The organism is Mycetohabitans sp. B8, assembly GCF_021991875.1.
Classification (GTDB): Bacteria; Pseudomonadota; Gammaproteobacteria; order Burkholderiales; family Burkholderiaceae; genus Mycetohabitans.
In genome coordinates this window covers 25,946-52,052 of the sequence record NZ_JAHLKR010000020.1, presented here as the reverse complement: position 1 = coordinate 52,052, position 26,107 = coordinate 25,946, and the positions used below count along the sequence as shown (strand labels likewise).

16 protein-coding genes and 4 pseudogenes are annotated in these 26,107 nt (G+C 62.6%); 9 read left to right on the top strand and 11 right to left on the bottom strand.

Annotated features, from left to right (window positions below):
• Positions 1 to 11: 11 nt before the first annotated feature.
• Positions 12 to 785, bottom strand: a complete 774-nt coding sequence (locus KQH60_RS12865; protein WP_237576827.1) for a response regulator transcription factor — start codon at positions 783 to 785, stop codon at positions 12 to 14.
• A 545-nt stretch (positions 786 to 1,330) separates the two neighbouring features.
• On the opposite strand from KQH60_RS12865, the gene KQH60_RS12860 reads away from it, so the two are divergent.
• Positions 1,331 to 3,370, top strand: coding sequence for a sigma-54-dependent Fis family transcriptional regulator (locus tag KQH60_RS12860; RefSeq protein ID WP_237576826.1), 2,040 nt, complete (start codon positions 1,331 to 1,333; stop codon positions 3,368 to 3,370).
• Positions 3,371 to 3,548: 178 nt separating this feature from the next.
• Here the strand turns inward: KQH60_RS12860 and KQH60_RS12855 are convergent, their stop codons facing one another.
• From KQH60_RS12855 to KQH60_RS12820, 8 genes and pseudogenes are all read right to left on the bottom strand, one after another.
• Positions 3,549 to 4,766 carry a glycosyltransferase family 1 protein gene (locus tag KQH60_RS12855; protein ID WP_237576825.1) on the bottom strand — a complete coding sequence of 406 codons (1,218 nt, stop codon included), beginning with the start codon at positions 4,764 to 4,766 and terminating at the stop codon, positions 3,549 to 3,551.
• On the bottom strand, positions 4,750 to 7,086 hold the full coding sequence (locus KQH60_RS12850; protein WP_237576824.1) for a polysaccharide biosynthesis tyrosine autokinase: 2,337 nt from the start codon (positions 7,084 to 7,086) through the stop codon (positions 4,750 to 4,752). Before KQH60_RS12850 ends, KQH60_RS12855 begins: the two co-directional genes overlap by 17 nt.
• Before the next feature lie 69 nt (positions 7,087 to 7,155).
• On the bottom strand, positions 7,156 to 8,436 hold the full coding sequence (locus KQH60_RS12845) for a polysaccharide biosynthesis/export family protein (protein ID WP_237576823.1): 1,281 nt from the start codon (positions 8,434 to 8,436) through the stop codon (positions 7,156 to 7,158).
• 150 nt (positions 8,437 to 8,586) lie between these two features.
• Positions 8,587 to 9,963 carry an undecaprenyl-phosphate glucose phosphotransferase gene (locus tag KQH60_RS12840; protein WP_237576822.1) on the bottom strand — a complete coding sequence of 459 codons (1,377 nt, stop codon included), beginning with the start codon at positions 9,961 to 9,963 and terminating at the stop codon, positions 8,587 to 8,589.
• A gap of 23 nt (positions 9,964 to 9,986) precedes the next feature.
• Positions 9,987 to 10,796, bottom strand: a complete 810-nt coding sequence (locus KQH60_RS12835) for a Crp/Fnr family transcriptional regulator (protein WP_237576821.1) — start codon at positions 10,794 to 10,796, stop codon at positions 9,987 to 9,989.
• Positions 10,797 to 11,537: 741 nt separating this feature from the next.
• On the bottom strand, positions 11,538 to 12,788 hold the full coding sequence (locus KQH60_RS12830; RefSeq protein WP_237576820.1) for an acyl-CoA dehydrogenase family protein: 1,251 nt from the start codon (positions 12,786 to 12,788) through the stop codon (positions 11,538 to 11,540).
• Positions 12,785 to 13,036 carry an acyl carrier protein gene (locus KQH60_RS12825; RefSeq protein ID WP_237576819.1) on the bottom strand — a complete coding sequence of 84 codons (252 nt, stop codon included), beginning with the start codon at positions 13,034 to 13,036 and terminating at the stop codon, positions 12,785 to 12,787. Before KQH60_RS12825 ends, KQH60_RS12830 begins: the two co-directional genes overlap by 4 nt.
• A gap of 619 nt (positions 13,037 to 13,655) precedes the next feature.
• Positions 13,656 to 14,987, bottom strand: a pseudogene (locus KQH60_RS12820) (sigma 54-interacting transcriptional regulator); the annotation flags it as partial.
• An 824-nt stretch (positions 14,988 to 15,811) separates the two neighbouring features.
• On the opposite strand from KQH60_RS12820, the gene KQH60_RS12815 reads away from it, so the two are divergent.
• From KQH60_RS12815 to KQH60_RS12800, 4 genes and pseudogenes are all read left to right on the top strand, one after another.
• Positions 15,812 to 16,510, top strand: a complete 699-nt coding sequence (locus KQH60_RS12815; protein ID WP_237576818.1) for a J domain-containing protein — start codon at positions 15,812 to 15,814, stop codon at positions 16,508 to 16,510.
• Between the two features lie 1,317 nt (positions 16,511 to 17,827).
• Positions 17,828 to 18,528, top strand: a pseudogene (locus KQH60_RS12810) (YceH family protein).
• A 370-nt stretch (positions 18,529 to 18,898) separates the two neighbouring features.
• Positions 18,899 to 20,914: a sigma-54-dependent Fis family transcriptional regulator gene (locus tag KQH60_RS12805; protein ID WP_237576817.1), complete on the top strand. Its 2,016-nt coding sequence runs from the start codon at positions 18,899 to 18,901 to the stop codon at positions 20,912 to 20,914.
• Positions 20,915 to 21,655: 741 nt separating this feature from the next.
• Positions 21,656 to 22,057, top strand: coding sequence for a GreA/GreB family elongation factor (locus KQH60_RS12800; protein ID WP_237576816.1), 402 nt, complete (start codon positions 21,656 to 21,658; stop codon positions 22,055 to 22,057).
• Positions 22,058 to 22,141: 84 nt separating this feature from the next.
• Here KQH60_RS12800 and KQH60_RS12795 read toward each other — a convergent pair.
• Positions 22,142 to 22,276 (bottom strand): annotated as a pseudogene (locus tag KQH60_RS12795) (branched-chain amino acid ABC transporter ATP-binding protein); the annotation flags it as partial.
• A gap of 142 nt (positions 22,277 to 22,418) precedes the next feature.
• On the opposite strand from KQH60_RS12795, the gene KQH60_RS12790 reads away from it, so the two are divergent.
• On the top strand, positions 22,419 to 22,622 hold the full coding sequence (locus KQH60_RS12790; protein WP_237576815.1) for a hypothetical protein: 204 nt from the start codon (positions 22,419 to 22,421) through the stop codon (positions 22,620 to 22,622).
• Positions 22,623 to 22,664: 42 nt separating this feature from the next.
• On the opposite strand, the gene KQH60_RS12785 is transcribed toward KQH60_RS12790, so the two are convergent.
• On the bottom strand, positions 22,665 to 22,943 hold the full coding sequence (locus KQH60_RS12785; RefSeq protein ID WP_237576814.1) for an HU family DNA-binding protein: 279 nt from the start codon (positions 22,941 to 22,943) through the stop codon (positions 22,665 to 22,667).
• Between the two features lie 180 nt (positions 22,944 to 23,123).
• On the opposite strand from KQH60_RS12785, the pseudogene KQH60_RS12780 reads away from it, so the two are divergent.
• The 3 genes and pseudogenes from KQH60_RS12780 to KQH60_RS12770 form a co-directional block, all read left to right on the top strand.
• A pseudogene (locus tag KQH60_RS12780) lies at positions 23,124 to 23,988 on the top strand (benzoate-CoA ligase family protein); the annotation flags it as partial.
• Positions 23,989 to 23,995: 7 nt separating this feature from the next.
• A complete protein-coding gene (locus KQH60_RS12775) occupies positions 23,996 to 24,604 on the top strand; it encodes a lipase family protein (protein ID WP_237576813.1) in 609 nt (202 codons plus the stop codon).
• Positions 24,605 to 24,717: 113 nt separating this feature from the next.
• Positions 24,718 to 26,106 carry an amino acid permease gene (locus KQH60_RS12770; RefSeq protein ID WP_237576812.1) on the top strand — a complete coding sequence of 463 codons (1,389 nt, stop codon included), beginning with the start codon at positions 24,718 to 24,720 and terminating at the stop codon, positions 26,104 to 26,106.
• Position 26,107 lies beyond the last annotated feature (1 nt).

Below are 26,107 nucleotides of genomic sequence, written 5' to 3'. Positions count from 1 at the left end.
CGTGGCACCACTCACGCCGCCTGCCGCGGCCCCCTCGCATCCAGCGCGACGATGCGGTACCCGTGCCCGTATAGCGGCTGAATCGCCCATCCGTTCTCGCCGTTAAGCGCGAGCTTCTTGCGCAGCTTGTAAATGTGCTGATCCAGCGCGCCATCGACGCGCTTGTCGGAACCGGCCCATATCGTGCGCGCGATATGCTCGCGGCTGACGTATTCACCTTCGTTCGAGAACAGCATCCAGGCGAGCTCAAATTCGCGCGGCGTAAGCCGCACCTGTCTATCCCGCACCGATACGGTGCACACGCCCCGATCCAGCCGGTACTCGCCACGTTGCAATACAGGCTGCCGGCCTTCGCGCGCGCGCTCGTCGCGGCAATGACGCAGTATCGCGAGTTGCAGCCGGGTCATCAAATCGCGCGCGTTAACCGGCGCCAGCACGACATCGTCGGCGCCCGATTCGAGCACTGCCGTGCTGCTCACCACATCGCCTGCCACACCAATCAGGATCACAGGCATCTGCGGCGCGCGATAGCACAGCCGGTGCGCCAGGACGGGATGCAACGGATCAACGCCCGCCGTCGCATCGAGCAGCACCGCACTGAATGCCTGGCGGGATACTGCACGGACCAGCGAAATGTCGTCAACGAATGGGCGGCAGGCGATCCCGTATTGCTGCAGCGCAGTCTTCACACGCGCATAAAGCTCCCCATCCTGAATCAGCACTGCAACGGCCAAGCTCGCGGCGGCGCCGTCCAACGGGCACGTGGCGTTAACGGGGGCGCCCATTTGCCCCGCACGCGGTGACTGGAGCGAGTCACGATCTCGATCAATGGCACAAAACATAGTAGTCCATAAGGTTTTAGCGCCTACCCACGTCGCACTGAAACACACCGGCCCATTGCTGCGGGCAACGACTTACGCTAACATTTCATTATTCTTTCAACTTATTTCATTTATCTGACGGCGAAGCAATGATCGCTGTCCGATGCACGCCATTAAAAGCAACGACTGTGCCATGAGTGTTGAGCTGTCGTGAAAAGCGAACTCTTGCAAACGTTTGCGAGTTTCGGCATGCTCACACGCAGACGTTGGCTTGAGACACTTTTGACTCATGCCGTACCGCCGGCCGAGCGTGGGATGCACGCACCTCGGGCCGCTGGCCGCAATTGACGGGGCGGGCGGGGCGATTCATGGACCCGGCACGCCGTGTCTCACACATCGATACACTGATACATTCGTGAATGGAAGACGGGTGGCGGGATACGGGCCTCGAATGCCTGCGGAATATGACGGAACAACCAAGCGCATGACGGCTGAAGGGTGGTGACTTCATGGCAAGGGATCCGAAAACCGCCCACGTGGACCGTGTGATCGATGCGGTCCGCAATGGCACGAGTGACTTTCCGGATACCAGCCCGCGGCTGCTGTCGTCGTGGCACAGGTCAATGCAACTGTATGGCATCGATCCGACGTCACCGGCATCGCCGCGGATCCTGACGACGTACGAGCTCAAGCAGATACAGCAGCAGGAAGAGGATTTCCTGCTCGCCTCCGGTCAATACCTGTCACGCCTGCATGACACGCTGCGCAGCGCGGGCTACTGCGTGCTGCTGGCCAACGCGCAAGGGGTGACGGTCGACTACCGGATCGATCAGCATTTGCGCCGTCAGTATAAGGAGGTGGGACTGTACATCGGGTCCTGCTGGTCCGAGCGCGAGCAAGGTACCTGCGGCATCGGCAGCGCGCTCGCCGAATGCGCGCCGATGACCGTGCATAAGGTCGATCATTTCCGTTCGCTGTTCACGACCCTCACGTGCACCGCCGCACCGATTCTCGCGCCGGACGGCAAGCTGATCGGCGTCGTGGATGCGTCCGCGCTGCAGTCGCCCGATGGCCCGGATAGCCAAAGCATCGTCCATCAACTCGTACGGCATACCGCGCAGTTGATCGAAGATGGGTACTTCGTGAAGCAGACGGCGCAGTACTGGCTATTGCTCGGTCACGGCAACCCGCACTTTGTCGAGGTGAATCCAGAAGTGCTGATTGCGTTCGATGACAGTGGCACCCTTGTCGCGGCAAACCGCGAGGCCAAGCAGCGGTTTCCAATGCTCGCGTCGGGCGCGCCCGTGCATCTGTCGATGCTGTTCGACGCGCGTGACACGGACCTGTTTCCCATCGACGGCCTGCAGCGCATGACCGCACTGCGCTCGCATGCGTCGGGCGATATGCTGTACGCGCGAATACGCGCGCCCCAGACCAGCATGTCGCCGTGGCAACCGTCGCTGCCAAGCTTGTCGGTACCGCCTCGCGCGGCCGACGGTGCATCGGTGCACTCGGCGCCGCCGTTGATGCGCGTATTTCTCGACAGCCGTGACCCGGTGATCGCACGCAATGCGCGCATCGCGTTGCGACTGTCGGGCGGACACCTACCCATTCTGATCCTGGGTGAAACAGGCGCCGGCAAGGAAATGTTCGCTAAGGCCGTCCATGCGTGCGGCGAACGAAGCAAGCAACCCTTTATTGCCGTGAACTGCGGCGCCATTCCGGAATCGCTGATCGAGAGCGAGTTATTCGGTTACGCACCTGGCGCATTCACTGGCGCGCGCTCGAAAGGCGCGCGCGGGCGCATCGCGCAAGCCGACGGCGGCACGCTGTTCCTCGATGAAATCGGCGACATGCCGATCGATCTGCAAACGCGGCTACTACGCGTGCTCGCCGAAGGCGAGGTGCTGCCGTTGGGTGCCGATACACCGGTGCAGGTTGATCTAAGCGTGATTTGCGCGACCCACCGCGACCTGGCCGCGATGGTCGCCTCCGGGCGGTTCCGCGAGGATCTGTATTATCGGCTCAGTGGCGTCGTGCTGACGATGCCAGCACTGCGCGATCGAGCCGATATCGAAGATGTGATTGTCTCCGTATTCCAGGACGAGGCCCGGCGTGTGCCCCGTGCGCTTACGCTCGACAGCACGCTGCTCGCACGGCTGGCGCGCCACCCGTGGCCGGGCAATGTCCGGCAACTGCGCAACGTGCTGCGCTACGCGTGCCTACTTTGCGATACGCAGTTGATCACGGCAGCGCACCTGCCGGCCGATGTCCGCTCACAGCTTGATACCCTGGCGCAATCGCCGCATCCGCCGCACGCAAGCGTGGCCTGGCACGCCACGAACGGCGATGCTACGGGCGAGCGGTTCGGCAACACGCATGCCTACGATATGCTGGCCATCGAGCGATCCAGGGTCCTAGACGCACTGGCTGAGCATCACTGGCATGCAACGCGCACCGCGCGCGCACTGGGCATGTCGCGTGCCACACTGTACCGGCGGCTAGCCAAGCTGGGCATCGCCCGCCCCCGCTCTGGCGAGGCTGGCTGACGCAGCACGCGCCCATAGTGCCGACGTGAAGCACCGCGGCGGCCTAACTCCAGCAACGCGCCGATCACGCGTTCCACCCATGCGTTGATCTGCGAGCGCGGCGGCGATGCCAACTGTCCGCTCGGGCACGCTCAGGCAGGGGTCCGCCGCCAGGCTGTCGTGTGCCGCGGTGCTGCCGTCATCCGAACTGGCGCAGCACTCGCAGCAAGCGGCTCGCAGACGTATCCCAACGATACTGCTGCGCATGAGCGCGGCCCTTCTCGCGCATCACGCGGCGCTGCTCGACGTCGCTCATCAACTCGACAATCTTCGCTGCAATGTCAGCCGCATCATGTGCGTCGCAGTAAAGCGCCGCGTCACCACACACTTCGGGCAGTGACGCCTCGCGCGAAGCAATCACCGGACAGCCACAGTACATCGCCTCCAGCGGCGGTAGGCCAAACCCTTCGTACAACGACGGAAACACGAAGCATGCCGCATTCTCGTACAACGCCTTGAGCTCGCCATCGCTGACGTAACCGGCCCAGACGATGTGCTTGGCGGCGCTGGCGGCGCGCGGCAACGATGCGCCGAACACCTTCACGTTCTGCCCGCCGGCGATCACAAATGTGAGCTCCGGATGCTCGCGCTCGAGTAAGGCGATCGCTTCCAGCATGCGCGCGAGATTTTTGCCCGGCGCTAGCGAGCCGACGATCAGCACGAAACGGTCAAACGACAGGTTCAACCGCTGCAGCACGGCATAGTCGCTCTCGAGCCGGTCGAAATGGTCGACACCGGGCGAAATCACAGAAATGCGCTCAGGCGGCACGCCAAGCTGCACAGCGATGCGCCCCTTCGAGAACGACGAGACCGTGAGGATATGCCGCACATTACGCTTAAGCAGCGTGAACGCGAAGCGATACCACAGGCGGAACGGGGTCGAGTAGCCTTGCGGCAAGTCCAATACGGCGGCGTCGTGGATCATCAGGACCTGGCGGCGCTTGAACAGCGGACCGATGTTGCACAGGCTGAGCAGCGTGCGGGGGCCAGCAGCGAACGGCAGCGCGAACTGCTCCCAGAGGATGCCGCGCAGATGCGGCACCACGTGCCGCGGTGTGGCAGCCGGCAGTTCGCTGTCGATGTGATCTCGGGGCACCAGCAGCAACGGCGACGCAGCGGATGGGCCGCACTGCTGCGATAACGCCGCGGTCAGTTCGCGCGCCACGCGCTGTACGCCAGTGAGCCGTTGCGACGTGAACTTGCCATTGATCGCGATGGGCGCCGGTAACGGCGCCGCGTGGCAGCGTCCACCCGCCAGCGTGTCGCCGCCAGCGGCGGCCTGCACGCGCGGCGGCGAGACGGCCGTGAGCGGCGCGGCGCCGCCATGCGAACACTCATGCTCAGGCTGCCGACGCATCGCCTTCCCGCGTATAAGCGTAGATGTACTCGTAGCTGCGGCGGTCGCTGCGGCGCGCTGACATCCCGTTGAAGATCGCGCCGGCCACCTGGGCACCGGCCCGGCCCAGGCGCTTGAGCGTTTCCTGCACTTCCAGTTCAGTCTGCGCATTCTCCCGCATCACGAGCACCGTCGCGCCCGCGTAGCCGGCGACAATTGACGCATCGGCAACCGCCAGCACCGGCGGCGTGTCGACCAACACCCAGTCATACCGTTCATTGAACTGCGTGAGTTGCTCCGCCATGCGCGCCATCGCCAACAGCTCTGACGGGTTGCCGGGACGTGCGCCGGCCGGCAGCAACGACAGGTTGGCCACACTGCTCGGATGGATCGCCTGTTCCGGTGCCAATCCGTCGCCGAGCAACTCGGCCAACCCCACCGTATTCGCGGGCAGTCCGAAATCCATACCCAGCCGGCCGCGGCGCAGATCCGCATCGACCAGCAAGACGCGCTTGCCCGCTTGCGCGTACAGCAAAGCGAGATTGGCGGAGATAAAGCTCTTGCCGGTGCCGGGCGTCGCGCCGGTCACCATCACAATCCGGTTCGTGGCCCTGAGCAGTTTCGAGTTGAGCATCGTGCGGATGCCGCGCAGCGCTTCGGTCGCGACATCGCGTGGGCGCGTGGCCGCCAGCAGCCCGCCGGCGTGCGCACGCGGCTGATACCCGCCCGCCACCGCATCGGGCGACGCCACCAGCGCCGTCGCGCCGCGCGCGTCGTCGTGCAGCGACGGCTCGCGTGCCCCGGGCAGCACGGGCAGCGGCGGCGTGCGCGCCAGCCGCACCTGCTCGTCGCTGAACAATACCGCACCGAACACCGGTAGGCGCAGCTTGCCTTCGATTTGCTCGGGCTCACTGACCGATTGCGACAGATAGCGGCGCGATATCACATACAGCACGCCAAGCATGAGGCCGAGCACGATTGCGGCCGAAATGATCAACGCGCGTCGCGGCTTGACTGGCGTGGAAGACTGTACCGCGGTGTCGATCACATGCACGTTGCCTACCGTGCCGGCGCGCGATACGGACAGCTCGTGCGCCTTATTGACCATTGCCACGTAGATTTCCTCGGCCACCTTCGCATCGCGCGCCAGATCGGCAGATTGCCGATCGGCGCTCGGCATCGAATCGAAACGCGACTCGAACTTGCCCTTGGCTGCACGCAACTGCGCCAGCTGCACATCGACCGTCTTGACTTCAGGACTTTGCGGCGTGAACCGATCCAGCAGTTGAGTACGCTGCAGGTTCAGCGCGGCGATTTGTCGGTCGAATTCGATGCTGCCTTGCAGATAGCTCTGGCTCTCGGTCGTCGCCTGCATCGAGCCAGACGCGACCCGATGCGACTGCAACTGCGCCTCGGCCTGCTTCAGGTCGTCGCGCAGTCGCGGCAACTCGTTGTTGATGAACGCGAGCATCTTGCTCACCTCTTCCTGCGTCTGCGTGACACGCGAGCCGATGTAGTTCTGCGTCACCGCATTGGCCACCGCTGTGGCCAACGCCGGATCACTGTTCTCGTAGCTGATCTGCACAATGCCGGTTTCCTTGCCGACCTGCACGACCTTGAGCTGATTGATGAAGCGCCGTACCGCCGTCATCTCATTCAGGCGCTCGACTGTCAACGTCTCGCCATCGCGCGCCGCCAGCCGCTCGACCAGCATCGATACCGGGCCGGCTTGCGCCAGTTGTCCCTCGATACCCTTCACCAGTAGATTGCCCTGCTCGTCCAGCAACTGATAACGCCGAGCGCCGAGCACCTTGAGCTCAAGCTTCTTGTCCTGCAACTCGCGCGGCACGTTCAGTTGGGCGATGTCCACCAACTCGCCGCCCCATGCGTACTTAGACAGGCCCAACCACGCCCGCGACGGCTCGCCGCGCGTGGCCAGCGCCTCGGCGATCTTGCCCAGCACCGGAAACCGATGCGGCGTCACGAGCACGTCCAGCTTGTACTGAGCAATCACCGGCGCGAGGACTGCGCGACTGGTGACGATTGCCATCTCGGTCTCCGTCGGCGGTCCGTTCGGCGAGCTATTGTTCTGGCTTGACTGCTTGGTGACCAGGTCTGCCAACTCGTTTTGCTTGGGCGCCTCGACCTGCACCAGGGTGTCTGCCGAATACAGCGGCGTGGCGAAGAATGCGTACGCGCTCGCCAGCACCGTGATCACCGCCGCAATGCCGACCACGGCCCATAGGTTGTCAGTGATCACGCGAACCAAGTCTCGCGGTACGAGCCCCTCGCTTGCGCCCGACGGCGGCAAATAGCCCATGTCGATGTGTCGCGCTTCCATGTGAAATCCTCAGTTATCGCTCGTTGCCATCAATTCGAATCATGCTCAGGTATCTGCGCCGATCAATGGTTAACGGTTGTGCGCCACCGACCAGACCAGGTAGAACGATTCGGCCGAAGGCAGGATTTGCGCAAGCAGGCGGTTGAAGCGGGCAGCCGGTGCGGTGCCGACGTAGACCACGTCCAGCGGCTTCATGTCAAACTCAGTGGCCAGCATCATGGCATCGACCTGTGTCATGTCCAGTCGGAAGATTTCCGGCTTGTTGTCGGCCGGCGCATAGCTGGCCTTCTTGAAGCCCTCCTCCAGGCCATCCTGTCCGTTGGAAATCTGCGTGAGCGGCGGATTGGGATGGCGGATCACGATGATCTGGCGTGGGTTCGCCCCGGCCGGATCAATACTGCCGGCCGCGGTCAGCGCGTCAGCCAACGTCAACTGGCCTTGGTTCATAAACACCGTCTGCGGCTTGGGCACCTCGCCCATCACGAACACGCGGTTCTGCGTCCTGTCCGGCACGTTCACGATGTCGCCGTTCTGCAACACGATGTTCTGCCGCATATCGCCGCGGTTCAGTATCCGCGTCGCATCGATCGTGATCACCTTGCCGCCACGGGACACCAACACCCGCTGCAAATCCGCGTCTGGATTACCGCCGCCGGCACGGTTAATCGCATCGATTACCCGCATCGCCGAGCCGGTCAACGACAACTGCCCCGGATTTTTCACACCCCCCGTCACCTGTACCTGCTGGCTGCGATACTGGATCACGCGCACGTCAATCTGCGGGTCTTTCAGACGGCCCTTCAACCGGTCATGCAACAGTCGCGAGATCTGCACCGTGCTCTGTCCCAGGACTCGCACGCGGCCCAGCGACGGAAAGAAGATCGTGCCATCGGCGGCGACCCGCTGACCCTGCGCGTCAAGCTCGCCCGGACCATTGGTGCTGAATGCGCTTTGCGGCTGCTGCTGGCCGGCGCCCAAGCTGCCCATGCCCTGCAGTGTGCCCGTGTCCGGCAGCGGAGTCGTCGCCGCATTGCCGCCTTGCGTCAACTCCGGATGCCCCCATACGGTGATGCCCAGCACGTCGTTCACCCCGACCCGGTAGTCGCTCACCTCATCGGCCGGCATCGCGTGCAGGCTCGCCTCGCGCGCGCGCGCATCGGCCGCATCCGACTCCTTGAGCTTGAAGACGAGTTCCGGGGTGATCAGGTTCACGTCGTAGGTCGTCGTATCAGTCGGTTTGCTTAGATCGTCGTGCATGCGGTTCGAATCCAATGCCGGTCCCGGGGCCAACACGCAGCTGGACAATGCCACCGTCATCGCGACGGCCATCCACATGGAGTGCTTCAACATCTTCGTTTCTCCTTATTACGCGGCTGGCCAGAGCCAACGCGTGACACGCGTGGCGCATGGCCTTGGCGCAAATTTTCTTTCCACTTCATCTAGCAGCAATGCGCCGGGTCACCGGAACGGACCGACGTGCGGCTCATCGAACGGTACGGTTTAAAATGCGTTACGGCCGACAAAACCCTTCACCAGCGTGATCAAGATGATCTTGATGTCGAACCAAAATGTCCAATTTTGTATGTAGAACAAATCAAACTTGACTCTTGTCTCCATCTTTTCTACTTTGCGGGTCTCACCGCGGTAACCATTGATTTGAGCCCATCCGGTGATCCCCGGGCGGATGCGGTAGCGATACATGTAGCCGTCGATCAAGTCCTTGTATAGGTCATCGTGTTCGATTGCATGCGGTCGCGGACCCACCACCGACATGTGGCCCAGCAGCACGTTCAGAAATTGCGGCAACTCGTCCAACGACATGCGGCGTAGGAACGCGCCGACCTTGGTGATGCGCGAGTCATGACGCGAAGCCTGGCGCACCACACCATGCTGCTCCTGGTGCACGCGCATGGTGCGGAATTTGAAAATCTCGAACTCCTGTCCATCGATGCCTTTGCGCTTTTGCTTGAACAGCACCGGGCCGGGAGACGAGAGCTTTACCGCGATGCCCAACACAATGAACAGCGGCAATAAAGGCACCAGCACCGCCAAGGCGAACAACCGGTCGAACACCCACTTGGGCCACAGTTGCGGGTCAGAGACCGGACTGGCCGCTAAGTTGATCGCCGGCATGCCCAACACCTCAGTGACCGATTGACTGAACAGCGTCATGCTTCGCACGTCCGGCAAGAACCTCAGGTTGACGAAATCGTGACGGAACTCACGCACGATGCGCTGGATCGCGCGTTCATGCGATAACGGCAACGCAAGCCACATCTCATCAATGCCGCCGGCACGCACGATGCGGGCCAGTTGCGTGAAGTCCGTCAGTACCGGCACGCCGCCAATGCACGCCACAGGCACCGTGCCGCTGTCGTCGAACACATACACTGGCCAAAAACCGGCCTCCGACGCCGCGTGCATCTGATCAAGAACGGCCCGGCTATAGCTCTCGGTGCCGACGATGATCACCGAACGTTGGTTCTTTCCACCTTGCCGGACCTTGCGCAATATCGCCTGGATAAACAACTTACCCGCGAGCAGCAACGCGCCGCAGGTCAACACCGCCGTGCCCAGCCACAAGCGCGAGATGTCGTTGCTTTGATGCAGCGTGAAGATGAAGCACAAGCCGAGCACCACCACCGCGAACCAGGCAAGCGTGACGCGTGACAACAATCGGTACAGTGTCTGCCCCCGCCACGAGCGATAGATACCCAGTGGCGGGAAGACCAGTAGCGTCAATGTGCACGAGAGCGCCACCAGCGCGCGCTCCGCGTCGGTCAGGTCGAATGAGCCGTTGTAGCGCAACGCATGCGCCAGCCATGCGCCAGCCGCAACGAGCAAGACGTCCAAGAGCCTTGCAACGATTCCTAGCATGGTGAATTTCTCCGCGCGAACGCTTAGGCGGGTTGCATCACACGGACGCAGCCGAGCGTGCGCAGTGCACGTGCGTCGGCCGGCGCGATCGTGCGCGAGCGCTCCAGCGCCACGACATCGTGGGCACGCGGCAACAGTCGATCAAATTCTCGGCGAATCATGCTGTAGCACTCACATGCCCGCGTCTCTAGGCCATGCCGGTCAAGCACAGTGATATGTCCGCGGCGTTGCCTGATCAAGCCTGCTTCCTGCAGTTTGCCGGCCGCCTCGGTCACCCCTTCGCGACGTACCCCCAGCATGTTCGCAATCATCTGCTGGGTCACCGCCAACTCGTCCGTGACCAAACGGTCATGCGCAAGCAAGATCCAGCGACAGAGTTGCTCATTGACCGAATGGTGTCTGTTGCATAGCGCACTTTGCGCGATTTGCGTCATCAGTGCCTGGATGTACAACAGCATCAGCCGATGAATATCCATCGACTTTTCGAACTCCTTTCGGAACACGCTGGCAGGCACACGATATGCAAAACCGCTGCTGCGCACTTCGACACGGCTGGGCATCGTGCCGCCGCCGGTGAGCACGGGTACCCCGACTACGCCCTCGTTGCCGATCGCCGCGACCTCGACCGTTGCGCCGTCCTCCATCAGGTACAACATCGACATCACCGCAGTCGTCGGGAAATACATGTGCCGGATCGGTTCATCGGCGTCGCAAAGCAGTTGCGGGCTTTTGACACGAACCAACTCGAGGTGCGGCTCGAGCGATCGCCAGTCCTCCTGGGTCAAGGCGCCGAGCAAGTGGTTTGCATGCAGATCATCTCTGGGGTAGAGCATATTCGTGTTCCGGTTGGCTATGCTGCGCAAATGCAGCGTGGTGTCCGTCGAATTTCGCTGATCACGATTCAAGGACAATTGCAACCTCTGCAATCTTTACCTCGACCTCGGATCCGCAACCTGTTGAACGTTTTTTGTCACGTTGCCGTGTCGCCCTCTCGAGGGGACATGACCTTGATTCAGCGAGTTATGTGCCACTAGGCCAGAAGTCCTTGATTGATAAAGGGCTGCGCGTGGCGCGCGCCGCCGCGCCGCCGCCGCGCCGCCCAAAAGCGTCGCATGGGTGAACACATTAGGGATCGCGGGACACATCCGATGTTGCATCGCGCCATCCGTGTGACTCGGCTCAAAACATGCGTCTGACCGCTTATTCCTTTTCTGCGCGCGGGTTAAGACGCGTTTGGCGTCCACCCACACCCCGTCGAGGCACCGAATCGACGCTCGGAACGCGGTGCGATAAAACGCACAAAACCGTTTCACATTTGAATTGCCCAGCCGGCGTCGGTCTATGTTCGCCACCCCACATATCACTCACAAATTTTTGATTTTTAATAAAATTTATTAATTTAAAAAAATACAAAAGCGCAACCGCCGGATTCCCGTAATAATTACCGGTCATGGCCAAGACGCCACCCTTTTGATTGGAATCCGTTTCGTCGATGTAACACCATCGACACTGAATTTACAGTTTGAAACGCACGAACCCTGTGCGCGTCGGCGTGCCGCGCAACACACGGGGGATTAATCGGGGAGGATATCGCTCGACGGCGTGGCGTCGAAGGCAGAGGTGGGAGAAATGGCTGCATTGCGGGCAGACCTCAGCCCGAGCGGTGCAGCGTACAAGTCGCGCAGGTGCCGCGCGACACTGACATCGGTATCGTTGCGATAGCCGTCCATCCCGCAGACCATCATCGTGTGGTTGACCAGCGCCCGTGCGCTTCTCGATACGCCGGTCCTCAACACCTGTATTTCGTCAACGAAGGTAAGACCCCGCGGCGGCAAACCGCTCGAACCGCTGCTGGCCTGCTCCAGCGCGCTGCCCAGATGCGCGCGCATCCTCTGCAACAGCGCATTGGCCTCGGCAAGGCGCGCGGCGCCAGGCATCAACGCGTGCGTGGCCTCGCCCTGCCCCCTTGAGTAAGCCTGCGCTCGTTCCAATGCGCTAGCGGCGATGCCGACCCATACGGCGCTGTGCAGCAATTGAACAATCGCATGAAGGCTGCCTGCGTCATCCCGCGCCGTATGCAGGATCTGGCCCGGCTCGCCCGTGACGACCACACGGAATTTGTCGCTGCACAACCCTCGCATGCCGAGCGCATCCCAGCTTTCGCGCCGCTCCAGCTTGTACTGCTCCTTGGGCGCGGCGACGAATCCGTCTTCGCCCGCCGGCAGCAACAGGCCATCCGCGTAAGCACCATACGGGATCGTCGTGCCGTCGATCACCAGCGTGAGTTGCGCCGCATGGTGCCGTAGCAATGCAGGCCCGGGCCCACCAGCGGTGCCCGCCACCGGGGCGGGGTCGGCCATGCCGGCAATGCCGAACAGCATTTGTTCGGCGCACAATCGCTGCAGCAATGTGCGATTGGCCTCATGCGCTTCGTGATGCAGAATGAGCCATGCGACGCTCGCCTGGTGCATCGCGAACATCATCGCGCTAGATGCACAAGCGCGCGCCAGCGCCTCGCAAATACCTGCAACGGTCTTAAGCGATGTTGCGGCTCCGCCCAGCGGCGCCGGCACCAGCGATAACATCAAGCCTGCTTCGCGTAGCGCGCCCAGCGCCTCGGTGGGAAAGCGCGCGTCGCGATCCACGTCGGTGGCATGTTCGGACGCAATGCACAGCAGCGGCTGCAGGTGGGCATGTTCGGCCGAGACCGGCCCGGACCATCGCCGTGAGCTCGGGCGGGCCACGCCACTGACCCGGGCCGGCATCGCCCGTGTGGGGCCCCGCACGATCGTGACCGCTTTCTGCCGCCCGGGCGCCACCATCATGCAGCTGCCTCGTCGGACTGGAGTTGCTTGATCGCCTGGCCCAACCAAGCAACGCTCGTGAACAACTCGCGCGTGAGCCACTCATCCGGAATTTCGACATTAAAGGCGTTCTCGATCGCCATCAAGATCTTGACGGTGGCCAGCGACGACATGCCGGCATCATACAGGCTGGCATCGTCGGACAGGGACGCGATGGGCACGTCCAGGTCGGCCCATTGGGCAAGAATTTCTCGCAACTTGCTATTCATGGTGTCCCCAGGTACGGTCCGGCGCCGCTACTCGCGGCGGCAGAGGCTGCCTCTTGAAGGTTTATTCATCATCGAACCGATTTAATCCGTTGAGAGGCATTGCATTCAGTACGCTTGCGAACAAAGTTGCAGCGCCACCGCCGGCCTGGGGACCGGGCACGCACGTACGGCGCGTGCCAAGCGCCACAGTGCGTCAACTGCGCTGCAAGAGCCGGAAGTCCTTGGCAGTGTCGTTCAATGCCTCGTCGAGCATCGTGCGGCGACCAATACCGGCAAGATCAAAAACGGGGTGCCAGCTACGTTCGTCGGGGTTGGGCAGCGTATCAGCGCCGGTATGCGGGCCATCAGGGAGCCATGGATTGCGTCGATGCGCGCGTTGCGACGTGGCTTCAGCCCGCACTTTTGTCAATGAACGCGACCGGTAGGGATCGAAATCGCGTCCCACCGCGTCTTCCGCGCAGACAGTGTCACTCGATGTCCGCGCCGGCGGATGCGCCGAATGCGCCGCGTCGCCCGACGCGGCGCGAGCCAGTGTGGCCCGACCGTCAGCGCTCAGCCCTCGGCCGGTTGCGAGCGTCAACGACACGGCGCGCGATGACTCTGGCTGGGTATCATCTCGGCCTTGGCGCGTGCGCATGCCGTGCGCGAGCATCAGCCGGTACAGCGTGGCGCGTGACACGCCGAGCTCCTGCGCGGCACCGGCAAGTCGGTTCCGATGACGCGCAAGCGCCCCTTCGATCGCGCGGTGCTCAGCCTCCTCGCGAGCGACTGCCAGCGTCGGCGCCCGTTGCTCGAGGACATCCTCCAGCTCCAGGTCCGCGGGCGTGATCACCCGTCCCTCAGCCATCACGATCGCGCGGCGCACTCGATTGATCAACTCGCGCACATTGCCCGGCCACGAATAACGATACATCGCGTTAAGCGCCGCCGCAGAGAAGCCGCGTATGTGCCGCGGACTGTCGCCACGATAGCGCTCGAACATGCGCCGCGCAAGCAACTCGATGTCACGACCGCGAGCGCGCAGCGGCGGCTCTTCGAGCCTAAGCACGCACAATCGATGATAGAGGTCTGAGCGGAAGCGCCCCACGCGCACCGCCGCCTCCAAGTCAACGTGCGTGGCAGAGATAATTCGCACATCCACCGAAATCGCATCGTGTCCGCCTAGGCGTTGTATGGTGCGCTCCTGCAGAAAGCGCAGCAGGCCCGCTTGACTCTCGAGCGGAAGATCGCCGATTTCGTCCAGAAAAAGCGTACCGCCATTGGCTGCTTCGACGTAGCCAATCTTGCGCTGATTCGCGCCGGTGAACGCCCCCCGCTCGTAGCCAAACAGCTCGGATTGCAGCAGATGAGGCGGGATCGCGCCACAGTTGATCGCAACGAACGGCCCCGTTGCACGAATCGACTGATCGTGGATCGACTTGGCCGTGAGCTCCTTGCCCGTGCCGGACTCGCCAAAAATCAACACGGGTGCGTCAGTATTAGCGACCTTGCCAATCACGCGGAACAATTGCTGCATCGCCTCGCAGTCGCCGATCATCTCGCCGTGTGCACGCGGCGCGTCGTCTCCCGCGTCGAGCTCGGCCATCTGGTACGCGCGTGCGACCACGTCTACCACCAATTGCGCGGGGCCCGGCATCGCCACAAAGTCAAAACAATGGCTGCGCACACATCGGCGCACATGTGCCGCCGCCAATTGCGCGGCCGTGGGCGTCGCCACCCACATCATGTCTGGGCGAAGCAGCACCGGCTCGAACTGCGCGATCGCATCATCAAAGCCGCTGCTGACGTCAAAGAGGCCCACGCGTGCACTGGTGGTGTTCACTAGGCGCTCGGCCTGACGCGCCGTATCGCACGTCGAGACGGCCCATCCATGTCGGGCCAGCAAGCGCTGTAGTGCACGGTCCGCTGACCGCGTCACGTAGACGAGTTGCCGCTTGTGTCCGCTGTTCATTCACTCTGCCCCTTATCGGAAGGATAGCGCGTGGCACCCTGCCCCGGCGAACCTGTTCATCGTTGAGCGTACCATCGCCCTGATCCCGCACGCGGCCATACTCGGCGTGACAGCCACGCCATTATCACGGACTGCATACTAAAATTCAGTCCGCAGCAAGCGTTGCGTCACGTCAATGTCCCCCTAAACGGGCCGACAATCCGGGTTAGCACACGGCCTGCGGCACACAGGGGCTCCACGCTCGGACATCACCGCCTCACATTGCTTGTGACTGGCCAGGCCGGTACGCAGTGCTCGCGCGTCCAATCGCTGAAACCTGTCAGTCATCGGATTCTGACTTGCGCAAAGTCCGGTAAAAAAATGCCGGTCGGGCAAGCCTCGCCGAGACGGAATCCATAGTAAGCGAGCACGGCGTCATTATGGCGTCGAAGCGTTACGGGCGCCGACGGTTTGTAAATCTTTGTATCTGGGCAGTCTGACGAAAATCCGATAGGGCATTGATCCGATATGGCATTGGCGCGTTCGTGCCGCAAAGGCCCCATTTCGCGACACCTGCAATCGTCCGCTTCGTTTTTGCTATGCTGGTTCATCTATCCCGGGTTACCACTCGAAACATTTCTCCTACCCAGCGTGTCCGATAGACCGCTCAGGCCGTCCGAATTAAGCAACAGTCCACGGCGGGCAGGGAGAAACCGTGCGAAGTGCAGGCCTATCGCGCGAAGCAGCCAATGTATCGGCGTACGTTTGCGCACAGACGTTCGTGCTCCGCATCCGTAAAACCCTCGGTACGCAACGGGCGCGGCGTACCGACAAAGAACTCCGCGATGAAAACGTTATATGACATCCTGGGGGTCACGCCTCACGCAACGCCCACCGAGTTGAAGGTGGCGTGGCGGCGTGCAGCTATGAAGTGGCATCCGGACCGCAATCGCGGGCGCGAACACTCTGCACAAGCGGAATTCCAGCGGATCAACGACGCCTATGCCGCGTTGACCCACCCGTTACGCCGCGCAGAATACGATTTTGCACTGCATGCCGGTATGTGCCGTATTGCGCCGCAGCCCCATGGCAGCCATCGACGAGCGCCACGGTGGCGGTGGAGCAAGTGGATACGCCTGTGCCTACGCAACGCGCGCAGGGTGCCCCATGCGCGTAGGGCCACGCGAGACGTGTCACCACGTTCGCACTGGATGGCCGGTATCGGCACCGCGGTCGCCGCCGTGGTGCTGATTGCCGACCTGAGCCTCGACGACGCGCCACTGCGCTCAAACTTTGTATCCACGACCGGGACTGCGGCGGCGACGCCCGCAGTCGATCCTGCGCTGGAAGAGATGCATGTGGCGCTCGCCCAATTGCGCGCGCTGGCGCGTACCGCGCGCGACGATACCGCCCCAGAAGAACACGATCGTTATCCGCGCGCCAATACTCAGGCGGCCACGCCACCCGCCACCGCCCCGATCATGGCCAGTTCATCGTTGGCGCATCCCAGTGGCCGCGCCGGGGCAGGCTCGCCACGGCCCTAACGTCGCGATCCCGCCCTATCCCCGACCCGCTCCATACGCGGCGGCACGGCTTAGCCCCCTACACCGCCTGCCGGCCGCCAGCCGCAACCCGCTTCGCTCGTGAAACCCGCCGCGTCGGCTCGGGCAACGGCTAGCGCGGCCCACCGAAACATTCAGTTCGGCAACGAACATAGCACGGCGAACGGCTCGCTTAGTATCGTTGGAAGAGAAACACCGTATCGCGCGCCGCCCGCGTCGACTCGGTATCCTGTGAGAACCGCTTTACGACTATGACCGTCGAGCCGGACGCGGCCAGGTCCGCCCATCGAACTGGCGCCAGTACCGTTGAAACGCACGTCCCTAACCTCGCGCCCGGCCCCACCGCTAGGGTCCCACGCAATGCGTTGGTGACCGCCCCATTGCTACAGTGCGCACCCGTAAAGCGAAGCTCATTGACGCTTCATTCGAGGCAACATGCATGCAAAGGCGTGCGGTGTTGAAACGCCACACCTTGAGGGTTTAAGCCGTTGCCCAGTCACGTCGCGCTACAGGATGGCTACTGCACTACTGAGTCGTGACGACGAGGCGTCGCGAATGGCGCAAACGACAGCATAACGACAGGCAGCCTATCGACCAATAAGCGTCACGGCGGGCAAGGATGGTAACGGAGATCGCCGGCTAGGCATGCGGATCATTACGCAAAGCTGGCCTTGCGCTTACGCGGCTGGTGTGACGCCACACAATGACGAAGCGCCAGAATCGTTGGAATCATTCGTGGTCCCGGGGACCGGACTCGAACCGGCAAGCCGTGAAGCGGCGGATTTTCTTCACACCACGCCTTTCGGCGCCGCCGACCTCGCGATGGTCAGCGTTCGTGCGCTGGACTATGCCTTCGCCATCGCGCGGCGCCGCTCGTGTTACCGCGGTATCGCGCATTAGGCGCCCTCCGTCTAGTCTCTACACCTTCCCGCCAGGCCCAGCAGGGCCCGACCGGCTTGGCTCGGCGTTGCCTCGGCTCATGCGCCAGGGGGTTCGCCGAATTTGAAGGGTTCTACATCGGCCGTTTCCAGCCGTGCACTCAAATTGTTAAGTCCGCTATGTTTACCAATTTCATCACCCCGGGAGAGGGCGGAGCGCATTCTACCATCCAAGCGCGCAAGAAAGAAGTCATGCTCGATGATCCGCATTGCCGACGCATGGCCGCATTTTGTTCTATGGGTGCCCCACGAGCGCGCCAAGCTGACAATGCTATCCCCTCTCAGCGGCGGGCCACGCCTTCTGCGACGATGCGTTTTAGGCGACAATCCTGGGCCTGTCCGAACCGCTACGATGCCGACCATGTCCCCGAATCCAGACACGCCACGCCTGCGCACGATCCGCCCCCTTACGCCCCTCGAAGCGCGTGTGCTGGGCGTGTTGTTCGAGAAGCAACACACCGTGCCTGACACCTATCCGCTGTCGCTTAATGGGCTCACGTCCGGCTGCAACCAAAAAACCGCGCGCGTGCCGCTCATGGACGTCGGCGAGACCGACGTGCTCGCGGCACTGGATGGCCTGAAGCACTTGAGCCTGATCATCGAGTCGAGCAGCAGTCGCGTGCCGCGCTTCGAGCACAACCTCGAACGCGTGTTGGGCCTACCGCGGCAAGCCGCAGCACTGCTCACCGCGTTGCTGCTGCGAGGCCCGCAAACATGTGCCGAACTGAGGCTGTCAACGGCACGGTTGCATGGCTTTGCCGACAATTCGTCGGTTGAAGCATTCCTGGACGAGTTGGCCGGTCACGAACCGCCGCGCGTGGTCAAGTTGCCGCGCGCACCGGGCGAACGCGAGAGCCGTTGGGCACACCTGCTGTGCGGCGAAGTCCCTGTCGGGCCGGCCGACGGACCGCCGGGCACACCCAAACCGGCGGCCCGCACGACAACCTCGAGCGATTGAAGCTCGAGCATCGACATCTGGCTGACAAGGTCACCCAATTGGAGGCTATGGTGGCGCACTTGGCCGGGGAACTGGGCCTGTCGCTTGACTCGTTCCGCAACTAGCGATCCGCACATAGCGTACAGCCTGGCCGGACGCAGCAACGCTGCGCCCTAGTGCATTCCGCCGTCTATCATGCCGTCTTTCCGGTCATAAAACTCGTCCGATCATTCGACTTCATTTGAAGCCAGCGCTCAAGCGCAAAAATGGCCAATGAGCGTGCGTGGCATGCCTGGGACGCGTCATGGGTTTTACCCAATTGCCCGCCACTGGCGCGGACGCCGCTTTCGCGGTACCGTTTACGCCTCGCGTTCCCGGGCCCGCGATAAACGCGATCCGACAGCCGATGCCGCACCCGAACTTCGGCATGGAAGTCGCATAAACTTACGGCCCGACGTTCCTGCGATATGACCGGCATCGCACACGGAGGAGATCATGGCAGAAAATGCTCGTTATGCCGCTACTGCCCCGCAACCGGGCAAGTTCGGCTGGCTCACCCCATCGATCCAGAAGTCACGCGAGCGCTCCGAAACCTATGGATTACGCGAACTGGCACGCCCGGACTACCATGTGCTAAGCGGCCCCGAACTTAGCGTGAAGCGCGAGCAAAACCGAATGCTGTGCACGCACGCGATGCCGGTGATGGAAACGTTGCATGAACAAATCATCAACACGCAAAGCATGATTGTGTTGACGGACGCGCACGGGCTGATCCTACACGCCATCGGCGACGATGACTTCCTGCCGCGCGCTGAAAAGGTCGCCCTGCGCCCTGGCGCAAATTGGGCCGAGGACCGGCAGGGCACCAACGCAATCGGCACCGCGATCGCCGAGCAGTGTCCGATCGTCGTGCATGGCAAGCAACACTATCTGGCAGCTAACCAGTTCCTGACCTGCTCAAGCGTGCCAATCCTTGACCCGTACGGCGATCTGATCGGTGTGCTGGATGTAACGGGCGACTATCGCAGCTATCATCAGCACACGATGGCACTGGCCAAAATGTCGGTGCAGATGATCGAGAATCATTTATTCGCCAGCACCTTCCGCGAGACGCTGCAGGTCGCGTTCCATGCGCGTGCGGAGTTCCTCGGCACGTTGATGGAAGGCATCGCCGCGTTCACCAGCGATGGCCGCTTCCTGTCCGCGAACCGCAGCGCGCAATTTCAGTTGAATCTGCCGCTCAGCGCGCTGCGTGCGCACACGTTGTCATCGCTGTTCGGCTTGACCAGCGCGCAACTGATCGATACGGTACGCCATCACGATGGGCAATGGTTGACACTCAATCTGCACAACGGCGCGGTAGTGCGCGCGCGAGTCGACTTCAGGCGCACGCCGGGCGCTCCGGCCGCGTCGCCGCATGACGCGGGCTTCAAGTTGCGCACCACGACGCGGAGCACGCTCCGCCCGGCTCCCCTAGCACCGGCGGCGCAATCGCGGCTGAGCCACCTTGATACCGGCGACCCACAAGTCGCCTCGGTGATCGCCAAGGTCCGCAAGGTGCTCGGCAAGGACATCCCGATTCTGCTCAACGGCGAGACGGGGACCGGCAAAGAGTTGCTCGCGCAGGCAATCCACAACGATTCACCGCGCCGCGATGGGCCGTTCATTGCCGTGAACTGCGCGTCGATTCCGGAGACATTAATCGAATCGGAATTGTTCGGCTACGAGGAAGGCGCGTTCACCGGCGCCCGGCGCAAAGGCTCGAATGGCAAACTGCTGCAGGCCGACGGCGGCACGCTATTTCTCGACGAGATCGGCGACATGCCGTATCCATTGCAAGTCCGGTTGTTGCGCGTATTGCAGGAGCGCGTGGTCAACCCCCTTGGATCCAACCGCTCAATCCCAGTCGACATCGCAATCGTTTGCGCCACTCATCGCGACTTGCGGGAGATGATCGCGCACAATCGCTTCCGCGAAGACCTGTACTACCGGCTCAATGGGCTAGTCGTCAAATTGCCACCGCTGCGTGAGCGCACCGACCTCACGCCGGTCGTGCAACGCATGCTGCAACTGGAGTCGGCGCACAGCGCCGCCGGCGTACCGCCGCTGAGTGTGGCCAGTGACGTGATGAAGCTGTTTGAGCAATGCACGTGGCCCGGCAACTTCCGGCAGTTGGGCAATTTACTGCGCACGGCAGCCGCGATGGTCGAAGATGACGGCGTGATTCGGCGCGAGCATCTGCCGGACGATTTCTTCGAAGACCTGTGTCGGGCAAGCAGCGATGCGCATGCCGCGGCTGGCGCCCTGGATGCCACCTGGTGCGGCGGCTCCGCGCCATTGCCGCCACCCGTGCGGCTACAGGACGTCGAGGCCTGTGCAATCGCTGCCGCCATTGCGCGCCATGGCGGCAACGTGTCGGCTGCAGCCCGCTCACTCGGGGTATCGCGCAATACGATCTATCGCAAAATGCCCGGTGTGGCGGGCGCGTCCGGTTCACGGACCGACAATTGACGCCGCAGCGCAGCAGCCGCGCGCGCTGCTCCACGCGGCATCGGTGTTCCATTCTGAACACCCCCTGTCCGCGTGCGACACCACGCCTAGGTCTGCCGGCCACCAGGCCCCTGTCCGCCCAACTATAGCCGCTCCCGCAGCGCGCAGTGGTGGTCGCGCTGGCCGGTCCACGCCCGCTGCTGCAGCGCATGTTCCGGCTGCAATGGAGCAGGCGCAGAACGCCTATGGACTGCTCTACTCCGAGGCCCCGCAAGCGCCGTTTGCCCTAGCGCGTGGTCCGCTGAGGCGAGCGCCGGCGAAGTCCTCGTGCGCTGGGGCGGCACTCGAGAATTCGACGATATCATCGGCGAGCTCGAGACGCTGATCGCGCATGTCCGTGGGCTCGGGGCTCCACACCAGCGTGCACGCTTAACGATACCGCCTTCGGGCTACTTGATACGGCACGCTGTCGCTGTGATAGCATCATGTTGTTCTCTTCATTCCCCGTTCTCCGGTCGAGACCCGCCATGCGCGTGTTCCTGCTTCCCATGCCTTTGCGACGTCGCCGCGCCATGCGTGCGGCGGCAGCGGCGCGCGCGATCCGCACGGACCGACCCGGTACCGACCTGCTCCGATACATCGCTGCGGCACCGCTTTCATTGGCCCGGCACTCGCACTGAGCGGCCCCCTGTTTCAGCCGCTGCCTGGGCGGGTACCGGGCGCACCCAACCATTTGATTTGTCGTTGCGTTGGAGAAACGAGATGAAGACCTGCTATTTGACAGAAACCGATGTCGGCCGACTCGAGCGCCATGCGGCACAAGCGAGCCCGCAATCCGGCTACCAGACGATGCTCGATGCCCTGCTCGAGCGCGCAGCCGTGGTCGAGGCCACCGACATCGACCCGAGCGTCGTCACGATGAATTCGACTGTAACGCTGTCGAATCCGTCGTCCGGCGAACGCATGACATGGACCGTCGTCTACCCGCCGAACGCCAACTTCTCGCAGGGACGGTTGAACGTGTTTTCGCCGGTCGGTCTCGCGCTACTCGGCGCGACGCCAGGCGATGAATTGCGCGTGACGCCTCCCAGCGGGGCACCTCAAACGCTCAAGGTCGAGCAGATCGTGTTCCAGCCCGAGGCGGCGGGAGACTATCGGCTCTGACTCGTAGCCGCCCCGGCCCGGCGACGCAGCCACGCCGTTGGGCGTAGCCGTGCCGTTGGGTGGGACCGCGGAAATGCCCCGCGGTCAGCCGCCAAGGTACGCGCTTTTGACGCGTTCGTTGGCCAGCAGATTTGCACTGGTATCGGCCAGCATCACGCGGCCGGTTTCCAATACGTAGCCGCGATCGGCCACCTGCAGTGCCTTGTTCGCGTTCTGCTCATCATGCATTGGGCGCTCGCCCATTCGCTGCAGGAAAAGTACCCGGCGGTGCAGGCTGAGGGCGCCGCCGCTGCGGGCGGCAGCGCCCGCCCGTATTCGTGCGATAATCCGGCCGCGTTTGTCTGCTCGCGTCCTCGCTCGTATGCCCAAGCCCGTCTACAGACGAAAGAACATCGAATGTCCGCCCATCGGCGCGCTGATGCGCTATCAACAGCGGATCGTGCGCGTCCTCGCCGAAGCCCGTGGACAGCGCGCGATGATCGAATCGATCGATGAAACGGGACGGACGCTGACAAGCACGGTCAAATGGGCCAACCTGTCCAGCCTGGACAGGCAGCTATTTTGACATTGAGCGCAGGTGACATGCCTGCCGCGGCGCGGCGCGGCGTCACGAGGCGTTCACCGCGTCCTTAAACGCCTTGCCCGGGGTAAACTTAATAGTCTTGGCCGCGTCGATCTGCATTTGCGCCCCCGTGGCCGGATTGCGGCCGATACGCGCCGCCCGGGCACCCGTGCCGAACGTGCCGAATCCGATTAATTGTACGACTTCGCCGTTGGCAACCATCGTGGTCACGGTGCCGATGATCGCATCGATCGTATCGGCGATCGCGGTCTTGCTGGTGCCGGTCGCCGCTGTGACCGCATCGATGAGTTCCTGTTTGTTCATGATTCTCCTTCAAATGATGCCGCAGGCTCGCCGCCCCGGCAATGAACAGACAGTCAGTAAAAGCCATACGTTCCGCTGTCGGCGCACAACGGTCAATTTTCCCCGGTCGTCATGTCTGGACGGATTGAGCGCGTTCGCCAACAGTCGAATTTACCGTCCCATCGCAGCATGGGGCGCCGCGTCGGCGACTGAATCACATTTCCACTCTCGGTCGGCGCGACCACCGTGCTAACGGCCGAACGCCCCAGTGCAGACGCGGTGTTCGCACGACTCGTGCGGCATCGTGCCGCGATCTTTTATGGCGTGCCCACGCTGTACGCGAACATGCTGGCCTGCCCGCGCGCGAGCAGGTTGCGCTGCGCATCTGCACGTCCGCCGGCGAAGCGCTGCCCAAGGCGATTGGCGAGCGATTCAGCGCGCACTTCGGCTGCGAGATCCTCGACGGGATCGGCTCGACGGAAATGCTGCATATTTTCCTGTCGAATCGGCCGGGCGACGTCGAATATGGCACCACCGGCACGCCAGTACCCGGCTACGAGGTCGAACTACGCGACGAGACCGGCGCGCCCGTCGCGGACGGCGAGATCGGCGAGCTGTTCATAAGGGCCCCCGCGCAGCGCTCATGTACTGGTGCAACCGCGAGAAGTCCCGTACGACGTTCCTTGGCGATTGGTTGCGCAGTGGCGACAAATTCCGCCGCCAGTCCAACGGCCGCTATGTGTACGCAGGCCGCAGCGACGACATGCTCAAGGTCAGCGGCCAGTACGTCTCGCCAGTCGAGGTCGAAATGTCGCTGGCGCATCACGAGGCGGTACTGGAGGCCGCCGTCGTCGGCGTCGAGCGTGACGGTTTGCTGAAAGCGCGCGCGTTCGTCTTACTCAAGGCTCACGTGAGTGCTTCGAATGCGCTAGCCGACGAAATCCGCGCATTCGTCAAGCAACGGCTCGCGCCGCACAAGTCTCCGCGCAAAATTGTGTTCGTCGACGCGTTGCCGAAGACCGCAACAGGTAAAATCCAACGCTTCAAGTTGCGAGCACAATCCTGAGGTCTTCATGCATCATTGCGCAGGCTCCGCGAAGGCACACACCGCTCAGACCGGCACAGCAGGCCAAGTCACCGCCGATGGCGCACTGACAACGCTGCCCGCCGGCGCGACGCACGGCACGCTGCCAATCGAGTATCGTTGGCTGAACCGCACGCGTCACGACGCGCCGATCGCGGTATTTTTACATGAGGGATTGGGCAGCGTGGCGATGTGGAACGAGCAGGCCCGCGACGTGCTGCCGTCACTGCTCGATGCACTGGGCATCGACGCGGCCGAGCGTGCACGGATGTGGCTCATTGGGCACAGCGACGGCGGCTCGATCGCGTTTCCTAACTCGCTGGCCGGCGCAATCGTCATCGCGCCGCATGGGCGGGCCTCGTACCGCTTGATCACGCCGAGTTCCGCCAGGTGCCGATGGCGACGCAGTGTCTGCGCCGGCGACAGCAGGATCGTCTCAGCCAGATCCGAGTTTGAAGCCCGCGCCTATTCCTGTAGTACGCTCAATAACTGGCGATCCGTACAATCGAGCTCGAGTCTCTGCACTTTGATGTTCTGTTCTTCGCAAAACACAAAATTTTATAGCCTAAGCAATGGGTTAACTCGGCGAGTCACGTAATACTATTACCTAGCGCAATTGATAAATTCAGCCTGAATTCCAGGGGCCGCAAGGCCGGCCCATAACCCCATCGACGCGGCACCACACCTGATTCCACAAGAATGGAGGGACGCATGGCAGTAGCAGACAATACAGATACCGCGCTCAAGCGTGGTTTGAAAAATAGGCATATCCAGCTGATCGCGCTGGGCGGCGCCATCGGCACCGGTTTGTTCCTAGGCATCGCACAGACGATCCAAATGGCGGGGCCGTCGGTACTGCTCGGCTATACGTTGGCCGGCGGCATCGCTTTTTTAATCATGCGGCAACTCGGCGAGATGGTGGTCGACGAGCCAGTCGCCGGCTCGTTCAGCTACTTCGCCGACAAGTACTGTGGCCGCTTCGTCGGCTTCCTGTCCGGTTGGAACTACTGGGTACTGTACATCCTCGTGGGTATGGCCGAGTTGTCGGCGGTCGGCATCTATATCCAATATTGGTGGCCCAGCGTGCCGACGTGGACCTCGGCGCTGGTGTTCTTCGTGCTAATCAACGCAATCAACCTAGGCAGCGTCAAATCATACGGCGAGATAGAATTCTGGTTCTCGATCGTCAAGGTGGCCGCGATCGCCGGCATGATCATATTCGGCGCCTACTTGCTGTTGTCCGGCTCGGCGGGCCCGCAAGCGAGCATTGCCAACCTGTGGCAGCACGGTGGTTTTTTCCCGAACGGCGCCAATGGTCTGGCGATGTCGATGGCGGTGATCATGTTCTCGTTTGGCGGCCTGGAGTTGGTCGGCATCACGGCTGCCGAGGCCGACGATCCACACAACAGTATTCCGCGCGCCACCAACCAGGTCGTCTACCGGATCCTGATTTTCTATGTCGGCGCGCTCACCGTGCTGCTGTCGCTCTATCCATGGCAGAAGGTCGCTAGCGGCAGCAGCCCGTTCGTGATGATCTTCCACGCGATGAACAGCAACGTGGTGGCCACCGTGCTCAACGTCGTGGTGCTAACCGCCGCGCTGTCGGTTTATAACAGCGGGGTCTACAGCAACAGTCGGATGCTGTACGCGCTCGCGCAGCAACGCAGCGCGCCGCGCGCACTCGGCGCGGTGAACCGGCGCGGCGTGCCGGTCGCCGCCCTCGCTGTGTCAGCGACAATCACCGGCGTGTGCGTGGTCATTAACTATGTGATGCCGGCCCAGGCACTTGAACTGTTGATGGGGCTCGTGGTATCGGCGATGCTGATCAACTGGGCCATGATCAGCATCATCCACCTGCGCTTTCGGCAGCACAAGCGCAGGACCGGCCAGACGAGCCACTTCGCCAGCGTCGGCTATCCGTTCACGAACTATCTGTGCCTGGCGTTCCTCGCCGCGATCTTGATCGTGATGTACCGCACGCCACCGTTGCGCCTGTCGGTTTACCTCATTCCTGTCTGGCTGGCAGTGTTGGCGGTAAGCTATCGCTTTCGCCAGCCCGGTGCGCCGTTGGCGCTATCTGGCGAGACCTCCAGGCGGTAAC

What these genes read in the sequence shown, in the direction of transcription:
- KQH60_RS12865 (WP_237576827.1), bottom strand. Translation starts at nt 785, where the DNA reads ATGGGCGCCCCCGTTAACGCCACGTGCCCGTTGGACGGCGCCGCCGCG.
- KQH60_RS12860 (WP_237576826.1), top strand. Translation starts at nt 1,331, where the DNA reads ATGGCAAGGGATCCGAAAACCGCCCACGTGGACCGTGTGATCGATGCG.
- KQH60_RS12855 (WP_237576825.1), bottom strand. Translation starts at nt 4,766, where the DNA reads ATGCGTCGGCAGCCTGAGCATGAGTGTTCGCATGGCGGCGCCGCGCCG.
- KQH60_RS12850 (WP_237576824.1), bottom strand. Translation starts at nt 7,086, where the DNA reads ATGGAAGCGCGACACATCGACATGGGCTATTTGCCGCCGTCGGGCGCA.
- KQH60_RS12845 (WP_237576823.1), bottom strand. Translation starts at nt 8,436, where the DNA reads ATGTTGAAGCACTCCATGTGGATGGCCGTCGCGATGACGGTGGCATTG.
- KQH60_RS12840 (WP_237576822.1), bottom strand. Translation starts at nt 9,963, where the DNA reads ATGCTAGGAATCGTTGCAAGGCTCTTGGACGTCTTGCTCGTTGCGGCT.
- KQH60_RS12835 (WP_237576821.1), bottom strand. Translation starts at nt 10,796, where the DNA reads ATGCTCTACCCCAGAGATGATCTGCATGCAAACCACTTGCTCGGCGCC.
- KQH60_RS12830 (WP_237576820.1), bottom strand. Translation starts at nt 12,788, where the DNA reads ATGATGGTGGCGCCCGGGCGGCAGAAAGCGGTCACGATCGTGCGGGGC.
- KQH60_RS12825 (WP_237576819.1), bottom strand. Translation starts at nt 13,036, where the DNA reads ATGAATAGCAAGTTGCGAGAAATTCTTGCCCAATGGGCCGACCTGGAC.
- KQH60_RS12815 (WP_237576818.1), top strand. Translation starts at nt 15,812, where the DNA reads ATGAAAACGTTATATGACATCCTGGGGGTCACGCCTCACGCAACGCCC.
- KQH60_RS12805 (WP_237576817.1), top strand. Translation starts at nt 18,899, where the DNA reads ATGGCAGAAAATGCTCGTTATGCCGCTACTGCCCCGCAACCGGGCAAG.
- KQH60_RS12800 (WP_237576816.1), top strand. Translation starts at nt 21,656, where the DNA reads ATGAAGACCTGCTATTTGACAGAAACCGATGTCGGCCGACTCGAGCGC.
- KQH60_RS12790 (WP_237576815.1), top strand. Translation starts at nt 22,419, where the DNA reads ATGCCCAAGCCCGTCTACAGACGAAAGAACATCGAATGTCCGCCCATC.
- KQH60_RS12785 (WP_237576814.1), bottom strand. Translation starts at nt 22,943, where the DNA reads ATGAACAAACAGGAACTCATCGATGCGGTCACAGCGGCGACCGGCACC.
- KQH60_RS12775 (WP_237576813.1), top strand. Translation starts at nt 23,996, where the DNA reads ATGCATCATTGCGCAGGCTCCGCGAAGGCACACACCGCTCAGACCGGC.
- KQH60_RS12770 (WP_237576812.1), top strand. Translation starts at nt 24,718, where the DNA reads ATGGCAGTAGCAGACAATACAGATACCGCGCTCAAGCGTGGTTTGAAA.